Consider the following 18,645-nt stretch of genomic DNA (forward strand, 5'->3'; position numbering starts at 1 on the left):
TTAATCACCTGGCTCAGTTCGACACCATTGAACAGGTAAACCAGAAACTAAAAGATGCTGGCTTTGCGCTTAACACCTCAGGTGGCGAGATCAAAGGCTCTCCGGAAGTGCTACTTGAGCAATCATCGACTTTGGCCGATGACGCAAGAGTAAAATTCAGCGATGGTGAGTTCGCGGTACCAAGCTGCTTCTACGAGTTTGCTTTGCGCTACCTGCAGCCAAACGGTGAAATCTACACGGGTTTTGTTGCTGCTTCTGCGGACAAGATCTTTGAGAGCACCAACGCTCGTTAATTTATGCTGTGATATAGAGCATGACAGAAAGCCCCATTAGGGGCTTTTTTTTGCTTCATCGCAGGAAAATTACCAAGACACCCATCTTAAATTACCAAGACACCCATCTCAGAATATGAAGGGTTAGAGTGGGTGTCCTCGATAATTCTGAATAAAAATTACCAAGACACCCATCTCAGAATATGAAGGGTTAGAGTGGGTGTCCTCGATAATTCGCCTCAGAATTTGAAGAAGAAATTACCAAGACACCCATCTCAGCATATGAAGGATAAGAGTGGGTGTCCTCGATAACTCGATCTCAAAATGTAAAGAATAAGAGTGGGTGTCTTCGATAACTGTGATGTAGAGAATGTCAGAAAGCCCCATTGGGGGCTTTTTTTATGAGCAAAGATGGATAATTGTTACACAGTATTACAGCTCCTGGTGTAAATATGCTCACCTTCTCTTAGGTGTAGTTCCTCAGTAATTCAATATAAACAAAGCCTAAGGAGAAAGCATTAACTTAAATACCTATTTTTGAAACAAAAAATCCGCTAACGCCCGCCAAAGCTGGCTTGCGAATAGTCCCAGCTATTCTAGACTTTAAGCTAATCACCTCGCAATGGCATGGTCTCATAGCTAAGGGTTTAGTGTGAGTAAGCGCAATACAACAACGACCCACATGGAGCGTGATGTATTGGTATTAAATTTTACCGATGAAACATGTTTAAATGACTCACGGACGAACCTACCCAACTGGCATTTTATCCATGCCAACAGCCTAGATTGTGCCTATAAAATTCTCGAGCAGCACAGCTGTTATGTTGCTATCGCCTTGGTTGGGCATAGCCACCAGCAGGCAGTGCTTAAAGCCGTAAAACAACTCTCTGCAAGTCAGGACTCACTGCTGTGGCTGGCACTATTTCGCGACGGCGATAATCTGCTCGACAATATCAGTTATTGCTTTACCGACTACTTTCTTGATTATCATCACCTCCCTGTAGACTGGGCACGACTGGATCACACCTTGGGTCATATTTATGGCATGGCGCAACTTAAATTGCGCTCAAAGCTAGGTACGGCAGCGAGCAAAGCCAACAGCATCTGCTTTGGTGAGTCCAAAGAAATGCAGCAATTAAAAGAGACTCTGGATAAGGTTGCCTGTACCGATGAAACCATATTAATCGGCGGTGAAACCGGCACAGGTAAGGGCTTGTGCGCCCAATATATACATTCCTTGTCGCCACGCCGCAATGGCCCCTTTATCACGGTAAACTGTGGTGCACTGCCGCCCACCCTGATTCACTCTGAGCTTTTTGGCCATGAAAAAGGCGCGTTCACCGGCGCCAATAAGCAATATATAGGTCGCATCGAGCGGGCTCATAAAGGCACCCTGTTTCTCGATGAAATAGGCGATTTATCATTGGAATTACAGATAAATTTACTGCATTTCCTTGAGGAGAATTATATTGAGCGCATAGGTGGCAATCAAACGACCGAGGTGGATTGTCGTATTATTTTTGCCACCCATGTAAATTTAGAAAATGCCATCGAAGAAGGCCTTTTTAGAGAAGATTTATATTATCGTATTAATATTATTCAGTTAGAGATACCAAGTCTTAGAAATCACATAAATGATATTCCCCTGCTTGCCAACGACTGCCTCACAAAGCTGACTCCTCCGAATCATCAATTCAGCTTTAGTGATCAGGCACTAGAAGCGATGGAGGCCTACTCTTGGCCTGGCAATATCAGGGAGCTCAAAAACCGCATCCAACGTGCCATTATCATGTGCGAAAGCGATATTATCACCGAGCAAGACCTGGGTATAAGCCTGCCAAAAAAAACTGATTCAAGCTCAGATGTTATAGATTTAGTGAAACATAGATCCGAGATAGATACAGAACTAATACTGGCCGCCATTAGAAATAATGGCTACAACATTTCGGCGGCGGCAAGAGAGCTGAATATTTCGCGAACGACTTTTTATCGCTTAATTAAGAAGTGCAAAATAAAGCTGTAACTAAACCCAAGTTGCAATCCAGAGGACCACACAATGTCAACATTTATACCCAAGTATATAGTTTTAATAATTGCCCTATTCTTACTCAATAGCTGTGAAGCAGAAGCACAAAGCAACAAAGAGAGTAAAGTTGAGCAGGAGCTTAGCGCACTAAAACAAGAAGTAAGTGAGTTAAAACAACAACTCGATACCATAGGCACTCAGGTCAGTGAAATCCACAATATAGCCACCGCCTCGCAACGACCAAAGCACAAGACCCTGACAACACAAGAAAACTTTGCTAGCGATGAGGCATTAGCAAAACTCGGTGATGCGAGCGCAGGCTTAGCCATTGTTGAATTCTCGGATTATCAATGCCCCTACTGCAAACGATATGTAGACACCACCTTCAGCAAACTTAAAACCAACTTTATTGACAGCGGCAAGGTAAAATATATTGCTCGCGACTTCCCTCTTGGCTTCCACAAACAAGCAAAAGGCGCGGCGGTAGCCGCCAACTGTAGCTTGCAACAAGGCGCCTATTGGCCCATGCGCGAGCAGTTGTTCAAAAATATGCGTCAACTGGGCGACGAGTTATACCAAAGCAGTGCAGAACAACTCGAGCTGGATATGGACAAGTTTGCTAAATGCCTTGAGGATGAAACGGTACTGGCCAAGGTAGAGCAGGATATGAGTTATGGCTCATCTTTGGGTATTCGCGGTACACCCAGCTTTTTGGTAGGCAGGGTTGAAGACGGTCACCTAGTTAACCCAACTTTACTGGTCGGGGCCCAAAGCTATGAAACCTTTGCCGCGGTACTGAACGAACTGGCTAGCGCGCCAACCGAGAAAACCGGCGAATAACATTTACCATCCCAGATAGCGTGGCCCGGCCAGCCTGCGCCGCGCTATTTTTTTACTTTACCTTGCCTAGCCTTCCTTTGCCCCGCTTTCCTTACCCGGCCTTACCTTACTTGGCCAATAAGCACACCCGCATAACCCTCCTTATTCTTTCTGCGCCGCATAAACTTAAGCCTTGGCGCACAACTTTAAATCTCATTACTAAATCCCAGCAAATAAGTCCCTCACTTTGCTAAAAAGTGTTCATAACTGTTCACCAGCTGTTGAACAAGGGAAAATAAATCTTAACTAATTGATATTTAATGTATTAATTTTATTTTGTGAGACTTTTAAAGGTGGTTTTTTAAGCAAAGTGTTACACCTGCGCAATACCCATCCCGAAGAAACACCCGAAAATAAGATGAAAAGCCTTTAAAAACAAACAGGTAGCACACTGGCACAAAGCATGCTCTATAACGCTACTAGATAGGATTCTGCGCTATGTGCACCGCTAAGATATGGGCGCCATGGGCAGTAGCTAGACACGGCAAAAACGCCGAAACACGCAGTAAACAGCCAAGTAGACACTTTTTAGAAATCCAGCCTTATTCCGCTGTTAAAAGTGCCGCACTTACATACGTTTTATTAATATTAACGATTGACTGAGGTCATGATTATGAAACGATTTAACTGTAAGCAGCTTGTCAGAGCCATGGGTGTCGCCCTGATAAGCACCGCTAGCCTTTATGGCATTAGCACCACACCCGCACACGCCTCTTTCTTCCCGCAGCAAATGGAAGAGGCTTGTATGGCCGAGCAGGCGGGCTTTAACCTAAACTGTACCGCCAATGACGTAAGGGTCAGTAAAGTTGACAACATCCAAAACGTTGATCCCGACGATGGTCCCCGTGTTGAATGTACCATAGGCGAACTATTCGAGTTTAAAGCCGATGTGACCATTACCACCACGGCCAACGAACGCTATGACTATTCCGTTTATTTGCCCGAAGGCGACTGGAGCGCTCAAGAGTTTAACACGGATAACACCTGTTCTATCCTAATCGGTGAAACTAACGGCCCAGGGGTCGATCTTGAAGAAGGCCAAGACCAGTGTGCCGATATCAGTAAGGCCCGAGGTTATAGTGATACCCACGTTTATGGGGGTGAAATCATCACCATGTATTGTCGCGATGAGGACAATTCCGGCAAGGCCGAATTCGACTACTGTATGGCCTGGCATAACAAAGACGGTGATGACTGCTCCGAAGCCAACCCTGCCGCACCCGGCACACCGTCTAAATGCCGCTGTGATTCCTTCGATATTGATATCTTTATCAAACCGGATCCGGTCGTCATAAACAAAACACTATTAAGCTCCAGTACCCATACAGAGCCAGGTGGTACATATACCTTTGAACTTAGCTTCACCAACTCCAACGCCAACAGCTCGATCTATATCCAGTCCCTAGAAGATCTGGTTGATGAAGGCGCTAACGGCAGTTATGAAACCACACTCGACCTTTGGGGTGCAACCGGCGCGGCCGGTAGTGCCGATGGCGTGTATCTAACTAGCAGTAACTGTGAGCAACCAGCGGATGGCGGTAAAATTGCACCAAGCGATACCTATAGCTGTCAATTTACCGTACATATAGTTGACCGTGATTTGCCCGATGATCAAAGCCCTGAACTCTATGATGACGTGGTTAGAGTGCTGCTTTGGGATGAAAAAGACGATCCGGTCAGCGACGATCAATGTCCAGCCACAATCAGCGACTCTGATGGTCAAGACTGTAGTGATGTCAAACGGGTGAATGTCACCAACCTACCGCCAAGCATCGAGGTTACTAAAACAGCCAGCCCTGATACCGTGCCTGAGTCTGGTGCAAATGTTACTTATACCATTAGGGTAGAAAACACCTCGGATGACTGGGATTCACCGGTTACCCTAACCTACCTCGAAGACGATATGTTCGGGCCTCTGGGCGGCAAAGGCAGTTGTGCACTCTTTGTGGAGATTGAGAATACTCTTGCTTATGAATGTAGCTTTGTCGAGTTTATCTCGGCTGCGGGTGCAGGTTCGCACGTCAATGTGGCCACTGCAAAAGCAATAGACGATGAAGGCGATGAAGCTCAGAACTCAGGTGAGGCCACCGTGATGATCACTGATATTCCTTCGGATATTTATTTAGTGAAAACCGCCAACCCCGACGAAGTGTTGGAAACCGGCGACGATCCCACCGCAGAACGCGATGTTGATTACACCTTTGAGTTCGGCGTTGACGCCGCCGGGGTTGATACCGTTGAATTTATGAGCCTAACGGATACTAGGTTCGGCGATATCACCGGTGACTGTTCGGTGAATATGTACAATGACGGCGACGATACTAACGGCACAGTTGGTTTCCAACCTATTACGCCTGTCCCTCTCAATGGCTTTGATTTAGACCCAGGTGAAAGCGCCAGCTGTACTATCATCAGAGGCATCCAAGGTACGCCAAGTACGCCTCATACTAATACGGCCACCATTACAGGTGAAGATGACGACGGTCAACCTGTAGAAGCAATGGATAGTGAAACCGTTAACTTTACCCCTGCGGATCCGGCTGCGGATATGGCCTTTGCAACCAGTTCACTGATTGTAATTGAACTAACCAACACGGGTATTCGCAATGTTAACCTAACTACCTTGACCGTAGAGGATGCATCAGTATTTACCGAGCAACTTGGTGCAAACTTTAAACTGCTTAACGAAGGTGGTGATTTTAACAACGAGTCCTATCCAGCTTGTAACCTAAATCAACTGCTTGAGTATGCCGGTTCTGGCAACGAAAGCTATGCCTGTGCCTTCACCATAGAGTGGGCTCCAGGTCTAGAGAACACAGATCCGATTAACGCTGCATTGAACGAAATCTTCGTTCAAGTCACCGACACGCTCGGTCAGACATCGGGTAATAATGTGGTGTTGACCGTTCAAGCAGCCGAAAACCCTTAATGGAGGAACATCAGGGCGTTTATTTTCAACGCCAATAAAAGTCCGGGGCAAATGCCCCGGCTTTTTCATGTTTTTGGCTGGTGAGTTAGATTTACCACTTACCCTTACCCTTATTGCCACCTCCGCCAGTGCTACCACCTGCCAAGGTGACATTCACAGTCGCCGTTGCCTGCAGTTGACCGTCGCTAATGGTGTAGCTAAAGCTATCGCCGTTTTTAAAGCTCTTCGCCGGCGTGTATTTGATACGGCCATCGCTCATTACCTGCACGCTGCCCTTGGCACCTTGGGTCGCGCTCTTAACTACAAGCTTGTCGCCGTCGATATCTTTGTCGTTACCAAGCACATTGATATAAATAGCCTCTTTAGAGGTCATGCTCACATTATCGCTATAGGCAACCGGGGCATTGTTCTGCTGCTCGGCCACGCGGTAAACCAAAGTACTGGTGCTGCTGTAGGCAGTATTGGCTACATCCTTGGCCGTTAAGGTCAGGTTATAGCTGCCCGCACTGGCGCTGGTCGCAGACATTACACTGACACTCACAGTCGTTGTGGCACCGCTGGCTAAAGTCACATTATTATTGCTAGCACTCCAACTGCTTGGTGTGGCAATGCTCAAGTTATAGGTGGCATCGCCGCAGTCTTGGTTCTGGTTAGTGATTTCCACGTTATAGCGCTGCACTGTACCGGCATCAACTTCAGCACCTTGTGCATTAGCTACAACAAGTTTTGGTGCCGCTAATTTACAACTGGCTACCGGCGCTGCTACTTGATAAGTGGCGCTGGCCGAGCTTTGGTAACCGCCGTTATTGCGATTGACGGCAACCAGGCTAAAGTCATACACACCGGCATTGGCATCCGCCGCCGAAGTAACACTAACGTTTAAGGTTTGTGATTGACCCGGCGCCAGAGTTGCACTTGAGCTAGTTGCTTTCCAGCCTGCAGGAAGGCTTGCCTTCACATCAAAGGTTGAAGCCGCGCAGCTATCCGTATCCTTATTGATCAGTGTGCCTTGATAAGTCACCGTTGTGCCCGCCGCTACCTGAGTTGAGCTGATGTTTTGCAAGGTCCATTGTGGATTTGCCGATATACAGGCGGCCACTGGCGCTTCAACCACATAAGAAGCCTTGGTACTGGCTTGATAGCGGCTGTCGCCTGTATTTACGCCATTAAGAGTTACATCGTAAAAACCCTCTGTGGCGGTGGTGCTTGAAGTAACGTTTAAGCTTACCGTGGTGCTTTGACCCGGCGCCAGGCTTACGGTTTGCTGCGTGCTATTCCAACCCGATGCGACTTGCGCAGACACCCTGTAGTTGCTGATGCCACACTCGGCACTGTCGTTATTGGTTAAAGTCGCACGATAGGAGACGGTTTCACCGGCCTCGGCCCATACACTGCTGTTTGATACCAGCGCAATGCTTGGCTGCGCCGCAGTACAGCTTTGCTGACCAGAGTAGCTGATATTTACACCTACACCCGAGCTATCCGCCCACTTTGTGGTAATGGTGACACCGGCCTCGGCATCGTTATAGCTTTTGCCAGCAACCAAGGCGGCATCTTCCAAGTCAAACAATAAGCTTTTCGGCGTCATGTCCAACAACAGGCTGCTGTTAAGATCGGATTCCGCTTTGTTCAAATGCACCAATACCCCTTCGGTGACAGGCTTGCCCGCTAGAAAACTATCGAAGCCTGTACCTTGACGATACTCAAGGTAATACCACAGCGGCTGCCCGGTGGCAGCATCGGTACCACGACGCACCTTCAGACCCTTGGCCTGACCACTTGAGGCTTGTTCATAGGGCTCAAGCTGATAGCTGCCATCAGTATCGGCGGTAATGATTTCACCGCGCTCAGCCGTTAGCCAACCTAATCGCTCTTTGTTAAACACATTAAAGTGGCCTTCGGATTTACCCATCACATCAAGGGTGTCGCCATAGGTAACAACGTTACAAGATTCGCTAATGTACCCGCTGCCACAACTTAATTCTTTAGCATGCTTAAGACCCAGATTATGGCCTAACTCGTGGCCTATGGTCATCAGATTCAGTTCACCATTGATCCATGCACGCGAAGGCGAACCACCGACTGTGCCTTGCCCACGCCATCCGCAGCTGTCATTTTTAGGTAGCATATAGACCAGGCGCTCGTACTGGCTCAAATCGATACCCTTGTCTTCGGCCACCTGCTGGGCATACTTATCCATGCCAAAATAATCACAGGTGGTGTCGATAGGCATGGTGTAATAGCCGCGCACATCACCGCTTAGCCAGGTTTGCCCGTATGAGGCTTCTTTGTAATAGTCGTTAACACGGCCAAACACCATGTCTTCAACTTCTTGTGTGGTCCAAGGCTTTACTGGGTTATCTTGGAAGTTCAGCATTAAAACCAGCACTTTTTGCTCACCCATAGTGGCGGTAAGTGCGGCCTGAGTTGAAGTAGAGGTACTGGTAACATCGCCGCCAGCAGCCAACACTTCTAAACTCGCCTGCTCTTGGCCAAGAACCAAAGCGGTTTGCACATTTTCCTGCTCACCATTGTCAAACTGCCAACCCTTAACGCGCACCTGGATACCAGATTGCAAAAGTTCAGTGTCGATACTATCAGGCACAAAAAGCTGAACCTTGTTATTAGCGCTTGTTAGATAGTAACTTAGACGTGTTTGACCAGCTTGTTCTGAGTCTTCATATACCAATTCAAGCTCACCAACCAGTTCCGCTTGTTGCGCTAGTTTGGCTTCAATATGGGCAGGCATGCCGGCGCGCTTGGCGTTTGGCATCACGGTGCGCACAGCGGCATTGGCATCAAGTTGTAATAAGGCATATTGGCTGGCCTGACGCTCTGTAACGAGTTCTTGAAGCTGTTGCTCAAAGGCAGAATCAAATTTATTTTTGCCACCCTTGCCGGCGCCTTTATTAGCACGGCGCAGCTCACCCATAGTAGCTGCAAGCGCCAGGGTTTGTTGCTCTAATTGGTTTTTCTTAGCTTGAATGTCAGCTTTATTTTGCTTAAACATTTGACCATGACCACGGCCTTGATGGTCATGCTGCATCGCACTTTGCACGCCGTTACCGTTTGCAGCGTACAAGTTCATTGAGGTAAAGCCCAAAGTAGTTGCCAAAAGTCCGAGGCCACAGGCTTTTAAAACGGAAGAAGAAAGTTTATTAGGCGTTACGACGCCTTTCGTTATAGTCACTACTAGAACCTCTCAAAGTTTGTACATCACTTCGAAAGCTCCCAGTTTTATGACCAAGTCAATAACCGAGCTCTATCAACGCGCCTCCTTCGGTAATCCAGCTGCCCACTGCCTAAATCAGTTAGGGCCTGTGATTTTGCGTACATTAGTTTCCTAATGTTTGCCGTTTCGAGAGTGCTTTCGAATATTAAATATTGGACCATTGGGGCCCAAACGAAGCGGCATTCTAGCAAGGTGATTTAAGGATTCTCAATGATAAAATCGATCTTTTTTTGAGCTATTTTTGAAACTTTTTATAAATCAACGGACAAGAAACGAACAAATTTTTAACTGAACAAGGCGTTCAGGATAAAAATGCGGATAAAAGGATCTTTTTAGATAAAAATATCAATTAATGCCAACTGAACAGGTGTTTTAGCTAGATTTTTTACTCTATATCGAAACAGGTCAAACCAATATCCATGCTTTTTCCAGCACCAAAGCACCGTACAAAAATGAAAATGTGCAATTTTCAACCGATTGTATTTCTATGCTTTATTACTGAATTTGTATACTTTTTAAGCAATTCAATTATTACTCTCTCAAAAGCCCATAAAATACAGCTAACTATATAATGGCAAAGCCTTTTTCGAGTATATGCACTATTTCACAATGACGACTTCCTGAAATTCAGCAAAAGACAAAGTTAGTGAGCTCATACTAGGGTCTGTTTATCTTTGCGGTTTACTTTATGTTCAATCTAAACGCATTCTGATCACGACGCTCGTTATGATGCATAGTCATTCTATGTACATAGCGAGCAACACAGAGCAGGATGCGTTTAGATGAACCCGCAGGGCAGCGCTTGTAGCGCATTTCTACTGTGTTGTTACATGTTTATGTAGAATAACTACACCACACATGTACCGCCTTGTATAAATACACTACAAACTGCTGCAGAAACGAACAACAAAGGTCAACAGACCCTAGGTTATTCCTTGTTAAAACCACTTTGCACTAGGCTCACTTGAGTGTTTTTATCCACCGCGACTATCATGCCATCGGTTGCCAAAAACAAGCGCCCGCAATACTGGCCTTTGGCCTCATCGGCTATCGCCAACATGCCCTCTCCTGGGCCATAGCGGGCACTAAAGTGACTCAGTAACAGTGCCGGTACTGCCTGCTTTTGCGCATAGGCACTAATGCGCTGCACATCACTGTGCCCTGTGTGCGCACCCACCTTTTTTAAGTCTGCAGCAACAAAGGTGGCTTCATGAACCAACAAATGCACACCGGCAATCACTGGGTCTAAACAACTGGGCGTCTCATTGTCGCCACAGATAACAAGCACTCTGGGCTGCCAGGCTAAATGGGTATAGTCATCGGCGCGCAACAGAATGCCGTTATAGCTCACATCCTCGCCACGTTGCAGAAGGTTGTAATGGGGGCCGCTGGCTATTTGCTCTGCCCTCAAGCGGTCAATATCCAGCTTGCGCGCTATTTGCATCTCGATAAATTTAAAGCCCTGGCTTGGCACCCTGTGTTGCAGCGGGCAGCTTTGCACCTTAACCCAGCTAAAGGTTTGCGCACTCAGTACGTCAAAGTCTAAGAGTTCAAGACTAAAGGGCAAGGTCCATTCACTCATCGCCATGGCGGCACGGACAAACTCCAGCACCTCTTTTGGCGCCACTATGCGCAGTGTCTGAGTACGTCCCGATAAACCCGCTGAAGCGATTAAACCCGGCAAGCCATAGCAATGATCGCCATGCTTATGAGTGATAAACACAGCCTCAAGGTGATATAACGCCAGCTTGGTTTTTAATATTTGGTGCTGGGTTGCCTCGCCACAATCGATAAGATACCAGGGCTTTTGATCGTCACGAAACACCGCATAGCCAGACACATTTCGGCTTTTGGTCGGTGTTCCTGAGCTGCTTCCCAATACTTGAACTTGCACCTGTTTACTCCTATTTTTGTGCTAACCCTTTACTTTTTCGCCACTTGCCCAAAAATTATAACTAACCCTAGGTCAAAACTAAGCTAGCTTATGAAAAACGAAATCGACAGTAAAACCCTGCTTCGTGCCTATGAGCGCATTCAACAAGATGGTGAACAAACCGAGCAAGGCAAGTTTTACCAAGGCCTGTACGCTTATTCCGATCTTGATGGCTATACCTTGTACCTGCAAGGCAGCGGCGTACTTTTACGCTTTGGCTTTCATAACACCTATCACCTTGATTATCAAAGTGAGAAGAACAAATCTGACTTTATGAACAAGCTATTGAGCATAGGTAAAGAGCCTTAAGCCAGCATAGTTCGTCATGCTGATTTTCCCCGCTATTCACCGCTTATAGGCGCGAGTTTGCCGAAACACCATGATCCTAAGGTCCATTAATGGTATCTTTGTCCGAATTTGTGACACCAAGGGATAATAAAGGTATGACCAAGGCAGTATCCTCCGCCGTACCCGAACAACAAGAACAACCAAAAGGCTGGTTTAATCGTTTTCTAGCGACCGTTGAGTTTCTCGGTAACCTGCTTCCACACCCCATTACATTATTTGCACTTTTCTGTGTTGCCATAGTGGTGATCAGCGGCATCGCCGACTGGGCCGGACTTAGCGCCATAGACCCTCGCCCAGAAGGCGCCAAAGGCCGTGATCCCGACGGCATTATCGAAGTTGTAAGCCTGATGAGTGCCGAAGGCCTAAGACGTATTTTCGAAGGCCTGGTGACCAACTTTACCGGCTTTGCCCCTTTAGGTACCGTACTGGTTGCCCTGCTTGGCGTAAGTGTTGCCGAGCACTCAGGTATGCTCTCTGCAGCCATGCGTGGCATGGTAATGGGCGCTTCAAAACGCCTGGTTACCTTTATGGTAGTGTTTGCCGCTATTCTTTCTAATACCGCTTCCGAGCTTGGCTACGTGGTCCTTATTCCACTGGCGGCGATGATTTTCCACAGTCTTGGCCGTCACCCCTTAGCCGGTTTGGCCGCTGCTTTTGCTGGTGTATCTGGCGGTTACAGCGCTAACCTGTTACTGGGTACGATTGACCCATTATTAGCCGGTATTACCACTCCAGCGGCACAAATGATCGACCCGGATTATCAGGTCGGCGCCGAAGCCAACTACTACTTTATGTTCGTGTCCGTATTCCTAATCGCTATCCTGGGCACCTGGGTGACCGAGAAAATTGTTGAGCCGCGTTTGGGCAAATACGACCCAAGCGAAGCCAGTATCGACCTGGGCGAGAACAAAATTGAACACCTGAGCCAACGCGAAAAGAGTGGCCTAAAATGGGCGGGTCTAACCTTCCTAGCCTTAGGTGTTTTACTGGCCTTTACCGTAATTCCGGACGACGGCATTTTACGCCACCAGGTTACCGGCGAAATTAAGGGCTCGCCCTTCTTAAAAGGCATAGTGGTGATCATCTTTATCACCTTCGCCATTCCAGGCTTTGTCTATGGCCGTGTGGTCGGCACCATGAAGAATGACCGCGATGTTATTGATGCCATGAGCAAGAGCATGGGCTCTATGGGCATGTATATTGTGCTGGTGTTCTTCGCCGCTCAATTTGTTGCCTTCTTTAAATGGACCAACCTTGGCACCATATTAGCCGTTAACGGCGCCGCTCTGCTGCAGGCCCTGAATCTAACCGGCCCTGAAGTATTTGTGTTCTTTATCCTGATGTGTGCGCTGGTTAACCTTAGCCTGGGCTCTTCATCGGCACAGTGGGCGGTCACCGCACCTATTTTTGTGCCCATGCTGATGCTAATTGGCTATGCGCCAGAGACCATTCAGGCGGCTTATCGTATCGGTGACTCGGTAACTAACCTGATCACCCCTATGATGAGTTATTTCGGCCTGATACTCGCTGTGGCCTGTAAATACAAGAAGGATATGGGCATAGGCACCTTGGTCGCGACCATGTTGCCGTACAGCATGATCTTCTTCGTTGGTTGGGTGTGTTTATTCTACCTTTGGGTATTTGTACTGGGTATGCCGGTAGGCCCGGGTTCACCCATTTACTACCAACCTTAATGATAAGAGCCGGCCTAAGTTGCCGGCTTTTTGTTAGCTGCTATAGTGTTACTATTCAATTAGTTATTAAGATAACTTGTGCGTATTTTCGTCTTCATAACCCTGCTTTGCCAGCCTTGATACGGCCTGGGGAAAATCAGACCGGTATTGAAGCGCGTATTAATACTGCTCATATGGGCCGGTTGACCCTGGCTATCTCTATCCACGACCTAGGTAGTGACAGCGCCCTGGAAGGGGCAGCATAGTGCTCTATTTTAATGAATATTTTGCTGACAACAGCAACACAGAATAATGAGGTATTTATGCGCACGCCCCGCAAAATAGCAGATCAATACCGCGCCATTGTCAGCAGCATTGGCTTCTACCCGGCGATTATTATTACCCTCTTCATGTTGTTCGCCATGGTACTGGCCAATATAGAATTCCAAAGCTGGGTAATGCGCATAAAACAGGCCTGGCCGGTGCTCTTTGTTACCGATGTTGATACCGCCAAGACCCTGCTCAGTATCCTCGCCGGCGGCCTGATCTCGCTCACCGTGTTTAGCTTTTCCATGGTTATGGTGGTTCTCAATAATGCCTCCGCTACCTTGTCGCCACGGGTGTTGCCCGGGCTTATCTCCATCAAGGCGCACCAGTATGTGCTTGGCATGTATCTCGGCAGCATCGTCTTTACCCTGCTTACCCTGATGAATATCCACACCGAGGGGGAGACCTTGCAAACTCCGGCTTTAGGCACCTTTTTCGCTTTGGCCATAGGTATTTACAATCTGGTGCTCTTTGTATTCTTTATCCATTCCATTTCACGCTCCATCCAGGTCGACAGCGTACTCAATACCCTGTTTGCGCAAACCAATAAGCAATTGCAAAACTTGATTGCCTATCAAGACCCGAGAATTGCCGCCGCAGTGCCGAATTATTGTGATTGGTATCGACTCAAAAGCCCTCGCGCTGGCTACTTTAAGGGTGTGCATACCCAGCAACTGAGTAAGCTGTTAGCACAACATGAGCTGCATATGGTAACGGAAGTAGAGCCGGGTTTTTTCTGTGTTGAAGGCTTTCCCTATCTGGCGCTGGACAGAGATATTAGCGCAGATGAAGAGCTGTGCGAGCAAATTCATAAATGCAGCGTATTTTATATCGAGGAATATATTGGCGATCATTACAGTTATGGCCTGAGGCAAATTGCCGAAATTGCGATTAAGGCGCTCAGTCCGGGCATTAACGACCCAGGTACAGCGGTCAAAGCCATTGATATGCTCAGCATACTGACCATTGCCCGCCTGCATGTGGCGGATCATAATTACACCCTGCTTAATACCGAAGAGCAACAATCGCCTTTGCTGTGGTTTTATGAGCCCAGTTTGGCATCCCTGCTGGAAGAGAATTTCGACCCCATCCGCCACTATGGCTGTAATGACACCACAGTGTTGGTCAACCTGATTGAGGCGTTAAAGAATATTCTGTTTGTTTGTGAGCACAACCGAGAATATACCCAGGCGCTGTATCGTTATGTGCAGGCCACCGTCTATGACGCCGAGCACTGTATTGACAACCCCTATGAGCGCGAGCGTATAAATCGCATGCTGACCCGTATGAATGAGGTCGCCAACAAGCGTGGCGACGATATTCATTTCAGCCTAAGCGACAAAGAGCCTACAATTGCCACGCATAACTGAGCTTGGTAAAGAAGGTACGCTCGTTGCGGGTTAAGCTGTCGAGATCATCGTTCTGATAACCACTGTCGGAGTAGCCTAAATAAAACACCGACTGCGGATTGATGGTATAGGAATACACCAGTTGCGAGCCAAAATTACGATTACGTTTATGCACCTGACGGTATAAATAAGCCTGTTGGTTGCGGTCTATATCTTCGTGCTGCCAGATCAATTTCAACATGCTGCGGATATTAAACTTATAGTACAGGCGCAGATCCCATTGCTCGGCGCTAAACACTCGCTCACTTTCCACCTCTAAGGTGCTGTAGTTATAGCTGGCTTGCAGTTGTAAATGCTGGTTAACGTCCCATGTCAGGGTATTTTCAATATCGCTACCCTTGCCTAGGCGAACATTGCTGTAGTCGATGCGCGAGCCATAATCGCCATAAAATTGATAGGTTAAGTTCTGCAAGGGGCGCATGGAGAAGATCACATAGCCCTTATTCTGCAAAAAATACTCATCATCATACAGCTCTTCACTGTGCACCATGCCGAGTTCATAGCTCGACACCCAAGGGCCCTCGCCATAGACATAACCCTCGTACTGCTGCTCTAACAACTCACCATCGAAGTCATAGGATTTTTGCCACTGAAGATCATAGCCCCATTTGCTCAGCCAGTCCTGCTCCTGCCCATACCAAATTTGGCCGCCGCCAAGCTCCAGCTCGCGATAGTCAGCCTTAGGCTGATAACCTAAGTCGGCGCGAAAGTCTTCGCTGATCTGCTCGTATTGGGCGCGCAGTTCATAGTCACGTTTGTTACGTTGCAGCGCCAGGCTTAAGGCAGTACCGGATTGCTGCTCATCAAGCTGCCATTCGTTGGCAAACTGAGCGCTGTTTTCGGTATCCGCATAAGCAATGGCGTAATTAATGGCGTCACTGCCATTAAGTCCATAGGTGCCGTCAAGGGCAGCAACCGTATTATGATAGTCACCACCTTGACGATGAGTAAACATCACCCCAAGGCCACTGCGCTGCCCCAAGTCATAACGGTAACGGGCCACCGCATTGGTAACATCATCCTCTAGCTGAGCCAAAGAAGAGCCTTGGTTGCCCGGCAGCAGCACAGAGGCATTGTTGTCGTCTGTGACTAAACCGGCATAGGTATGAACACCATTTTTACCGCTTAACTTAATGCCATAATTCGGCTCGGCTATGGTGCGGCTGTATAAGAGCTCTAACTGATTGGTGCGAAAGAAGGATGAACCATCGAGAAAAAACGGCCGCTTTTCCGCATAGTACAAGGAATAGTTAGTGTTTACGTCCAGTTGTACCGAATCGGCTTCTACCTGAGAAAAGTCCGGGTTAATGGTGGCATTAAGCAAGGTCTCATCGTTAACCCGCCAGCGCAGATCGGCGCCGACCTCTACGTCGGTATCGCCATTTTGCCACTCGCCTGGAACCACTTCCTTGCTATCGCTGCGTTTGGCGCTGACATAAGGAGTAAAGGACAAGTCGCGCTGCTCATGGCGCTGGGCCAATCCGGTGAGCTTGTCAAACTGGCAAAAACTGCACTTAATATCCAGATCAAAACCAACATTGGAGATGCGATACAACACATCGCGAGGATAGTTGCGGGCGATGGAAATGCCCCAGGTGATTTCCTCATCCGTTTGAGGCAGGTTCAACACGGTCAGCGGGATCTTCATCTCCACACTGTAACCGCCTTCATAAATGTGCGCGCCGCTATACCAGGTGGCGTCCCAACTGGCGTTTTCTACCCAGGTATCAAAATCGGTGGCGAGTATATCCCCTTGGGCGCCGTAGGCGTTTACGAAAAACTCAAAAGCATTGCGTTCATCATTAAGGCTGTCAATGATAATACCGACATTATCGTCCTGCCATAATTCGTCTCTGTCACGCAGGGCTCCACGAATGGCGCCAGGGTTCGGGTCTTTGGCATCCATGCCAAGATACAAAAAGCGACCGTCTTCGTACAGATAGGCGGTGGTTTGCACCGGGGAAGGCGCGCGTTCAAGCGGTTCGTTTTGGATATTAACGTCAATTTTCGTGGCGCGTTGCCACACATCTTCCTTTAACTGGCCGTCGAGCTGTATCTCGTCTTGGGCCTGAACCAAGGCATAATGTTGTGCTGGAGGATACGCATGAGCCGCTGCACTGCTAAGAGCAACAACCGCACATGCGATAACAGGAAAATGCGCCATAAACGTCCTTATTCGTACTACTTTCATTTGCTTATGTAAAATTCACCTTATGTTAACAAAGGTAAACGAAAAAGCTACTTTTTTCACCAGTAGTCGGGCAATAAGAATACGTATTACAAGCGCTTAGCGCTAACTACTTAACGTTTAACCAATGTGCCTTTTAAAGCCACACCCGCCATTAAGAAACCAGCGCCACATTCAAATTCGGTGTCACTAACAAATTCACGCTTTTTATAGTAAGACTGAATATTAACCACGGCATTCATGCCCTCACGCTTGGCGCGCTCCTGCAAGGCCTTAAGGGCGCTAAGCATCACCCATTGGCAGGCTTCCTTATCAGACTTATTAAATGCATTGGTCTTTTGGTTAGTCATCACTTCACCGTAAGTTTCCTGCACATCACCGTAAGCCTGGTTACCGAAATACAGCGGTACATCAATCAGCACATCTTTGGCCTTGCTGGTTTCCAGCAACTCGGCAATATTGTATTGACCGATATCGTCACGAGCCATGGCCGTATTGGCCGTCAATGCCAAGCCCAGTGCTAAAAATACAGATTTTTTCATTATTAATTTCCTTCTCTATTATAAAACTTCCATGCCAGGCCGATGCCAAAGGCAAGATTATGATGTCGCTCAACCAAGGGGCTGTCGCGCCACACCGCATCCTTGATGCGGTAATACTTTACAAAACCACCAAACCACCAGCGTTTGCTGTCGTAGTTTACGCCCACTGACAACTCGCTGCCGCTGTAGCCGGATTGCGGCTTATATGCTTGGCGCTGCACCGTGCTTTGGTGCTCATCTACGCCGTAAAAATAATCGACATACTGGCTGCTGGCAAAGTTAACAGCGCCGCGGGCGGTCATGCTCACCGTCTGCTCAGCTTCTTGCCACAGCAAGTGCTGCCATTGCATATACGGGCCCATACGAAAGCCGATATCATCAAGGGAGGTAAAATCGGTGGCCAAGGCTTTACGCACAAACAAACCAGTTTTCAGATAGTTATCACTACGAGGTTGGCCGGCGAAATAATAATCCAAAGCTGGACCCAATTCAAATACCCAATCCAAGTCGTCCATTCCCGAGCGCGCTTGATTGTCCTTGCTATCCACCGCCAAACTGGCTGTAGCCGACACATCCAGGTGCCAGTTATCGCTTTGCCACAAATAGCCCACCGCACTGTTGCGGTCAACACTCATGCGCTCGCTGCTATAGCGCACATAAGGCAGGGGCAAGGTGTAGTTGTTATGCTCACTGGAGCCAAGATAATGAGGTAAGGAAGTGGTGAAAGTTCCCACACCCAGTTCCAGCTCGCGCTTGCTCTTAAGTGTGTTTTTCACTTCCTTGTCGGCGGTATTTGTGACATTGCCCTCATTAACCCCCTCGGCAAACGCGGGGTTCAGCGAGCAAAGCAAGAGCAGCACATAGACCATCAATCCCTTGTGCATGGC

Annotated in this window: 12 protein-coding genes and 1 riboswitch; of the genes, 7 read left to right on the top strand and 5 right to left on the bottom strand. The window is 47.8% G+C overall.

Annotated elements, in window-relative coordinates; translation table 11 throughout:
- The 4 genes from WCN91_RS10580 to WCN91_RS10595 all read left to right on the top strand — a co-directional run.
- Positions 1 to 293 (top strand): 2-oxoadipate dioxygenase/decarboxylase family protein (locus WCN91_RS10580; protein ID WP_342678853.1); only part of this gene is annotated, 293 nt, incomplete at its 5' end.
- 631 nt (positions 294 to 924) lie between these two features.
- A complete protein-coding gene (locus WCN91_RS10585; protein WP_342678855.1) occupies positions 925 to 2,295 on the top strand; it encodes a sigma-54 dependent transcriptional regulator in 1,371 nt (456 codons plus the stop codon).
- Between the two features lie 33 nt (positions 2,296 to 2,328).
- Complete coding sequence (locus WCN91_RS10590) at positions 2,329 to 3,138, top strand: DsbA family protein (protein ID WP_342678857.1); 810 nt, start codon at positions 2,329 to 2,331, stop codon at positions 3,136 to 3,138.
- Between the two features lie 652 nt (positions 3,139 to 3,790).
- The gene (locus WCN91_RS10595; protein ID WP_342678859.1) at positions 3,791 to 6,106 is read left to right on the top strand and encodes a COG1361 family protein; all 2,316 of its coding nucleotides are present in this window, start codon (positions 3,791 to 3,793) and stop codon (positions 6,104 to 6,106) included.
- A gap of 91 nt (positions 6,107 to 6,197) precedes the next feature.
- Here WCN91_RS10595 and WCN91_RS10600 read toward each other — a convergent pair whose 3' ends face one another.
- Complete coding sequence (locus tag WCN91_RS10600; RefSeq protein ID WP_342678861.1) at positions 6,198 to 9,296, bottom strand: Ig-like domain-containing protein; 3,099 nt, start codon at positions 9,294 to 9,296, stop codon at positions 6,198 to 6,200.
- Between the two features lie 88 nt (positions 9,297 to 9,384).
- A riboswitch (cyclic di-GMP riboswitch) is annotated at positions 9,385 to 9,471 on the bottom strand.
- Between the two features lie 795 nt (positions 9,472 to 10,266).
- On the bottom strand, positions 10,267 to 11,232 hold the full coding sequence (locus WCN91_RS10605; protein WP_342678863.1) for a ribonuclease Z: 966 nt from the start codon (positions 11,230 to 11,232) through the stop codon (positions 10,267 to 10,269).
- A 90-nt stretch (positions 11,233 to 11,322) separates the two neighbouring features.
- Between WCN91_RS10605 and WCN91_RS10610 the strand changes: the two genes are divergently transcribed.
- The 3 genes from WCN91_RS10610 to WCN91_RS10620 all read left to right on the top strand — a co-directional run bounded on the left by WCN91_RS10610 (position 11,323) and on the right by WCN91_RS10620 (position 14,989).
- Positions 11,323 to 11,580, top strand: coding sequence for a DUF3081 domain-containing protein (locus WCN91_RS10610; RefSeq protein WP_342678865.1), 258 nt, complete (start codon positions 11,323 to 11,325; stop codon positions 11,578 to 11,580).
- A 134-nt stretch (positions 11,581 to 11,714) separates the two neighbouring features.
- A complete protein-coding gene (locus tag WCN91_RS10615) occupies positions 11,715 to 13,313 on the top strand; it encodes an AbgT family transporter (RefSeq protein WP_342678867.1) in 1,599 nt (532 codons plus the stop codon).
- Between the two features lie 302 nt (positions 13,314 to 13,615).
- On the top strand, positions 13,616 to 14,989 hold the full coding sequence (locus tag WCN91_RS10620; protein WP_342678869.1) for a DUF2254 domain-containing protein: 1,374 nt from the start codon (positions 13,616 to 13,618) through the stop codon (positions 14,987 to 14,989).
- Here WCN91_RS10620 and WCN91_RS10625 read toward each other — a convergent pair.
- The 3 genes from WCN91_RS10625 to WCN91_RS10635 all read right to left on the bottom strand — a co-directional run bounded on the left by WCN91_RS10625 (position 14,967) and on the right by WCN91_RS10635 (position 18,642).
- Entirely contained in the window at positions 14,967 to 17,192 is a 2,226-nt protein-coding gene (locus tag WCN91_RS10625; protein ID WP_342678871.1) for a carbohydrate binding family 9 domain-containing protein, read from the bottom strand. The two genes, WCN91_RS10620 and WCN91_RS10625, sit on opposite strands and share 23 nt — an antisense overlap.
- A 137-nt stretch (positions 17,193 to 17,329) precedes the next feature.
- Positions 17,330 to 17,758, bottom strand: a complete 429-nt coding sequence (locus WCN91_RS10630) for an excinuclease ABC subunit A (protein WP_342678873.1) — start codon at positions 17,756 to 17,758, stop codon at positions 17,330 to 17,332.
- Between the two features lie 2 nt (positions 17,759 to 17,760).
- Positions 17,761 to 18,642 carry a MipA/OmpV family protein gene (locus WCN91_RS10635; RefSeq protein ID WP_342678875.1) on the bottom strand — a complete coding sequence of 294 codons (882 nt, stop codon included), beginning with the start codon at positions 18,640 to 18,642 and terminating at the stop codon, positions 17,761 to 17,763.
- Positions 18,643 to 18,645 lie beyond the last annotated feature (3 nt).

Origin of the sequence: Pseudoalteromonas qingdaonensis (genome assembly GCF_038739665.1) — a bacterium.
In the GTDB taxonomy this organism is placed as follows: Bacteria; Pseudomonadota; Gammaproteobacteria; order Enterobacterales; family Alteromonadaceae; genus Pseudoalteromonas; species Pseudoalteromonas qingdaonensis.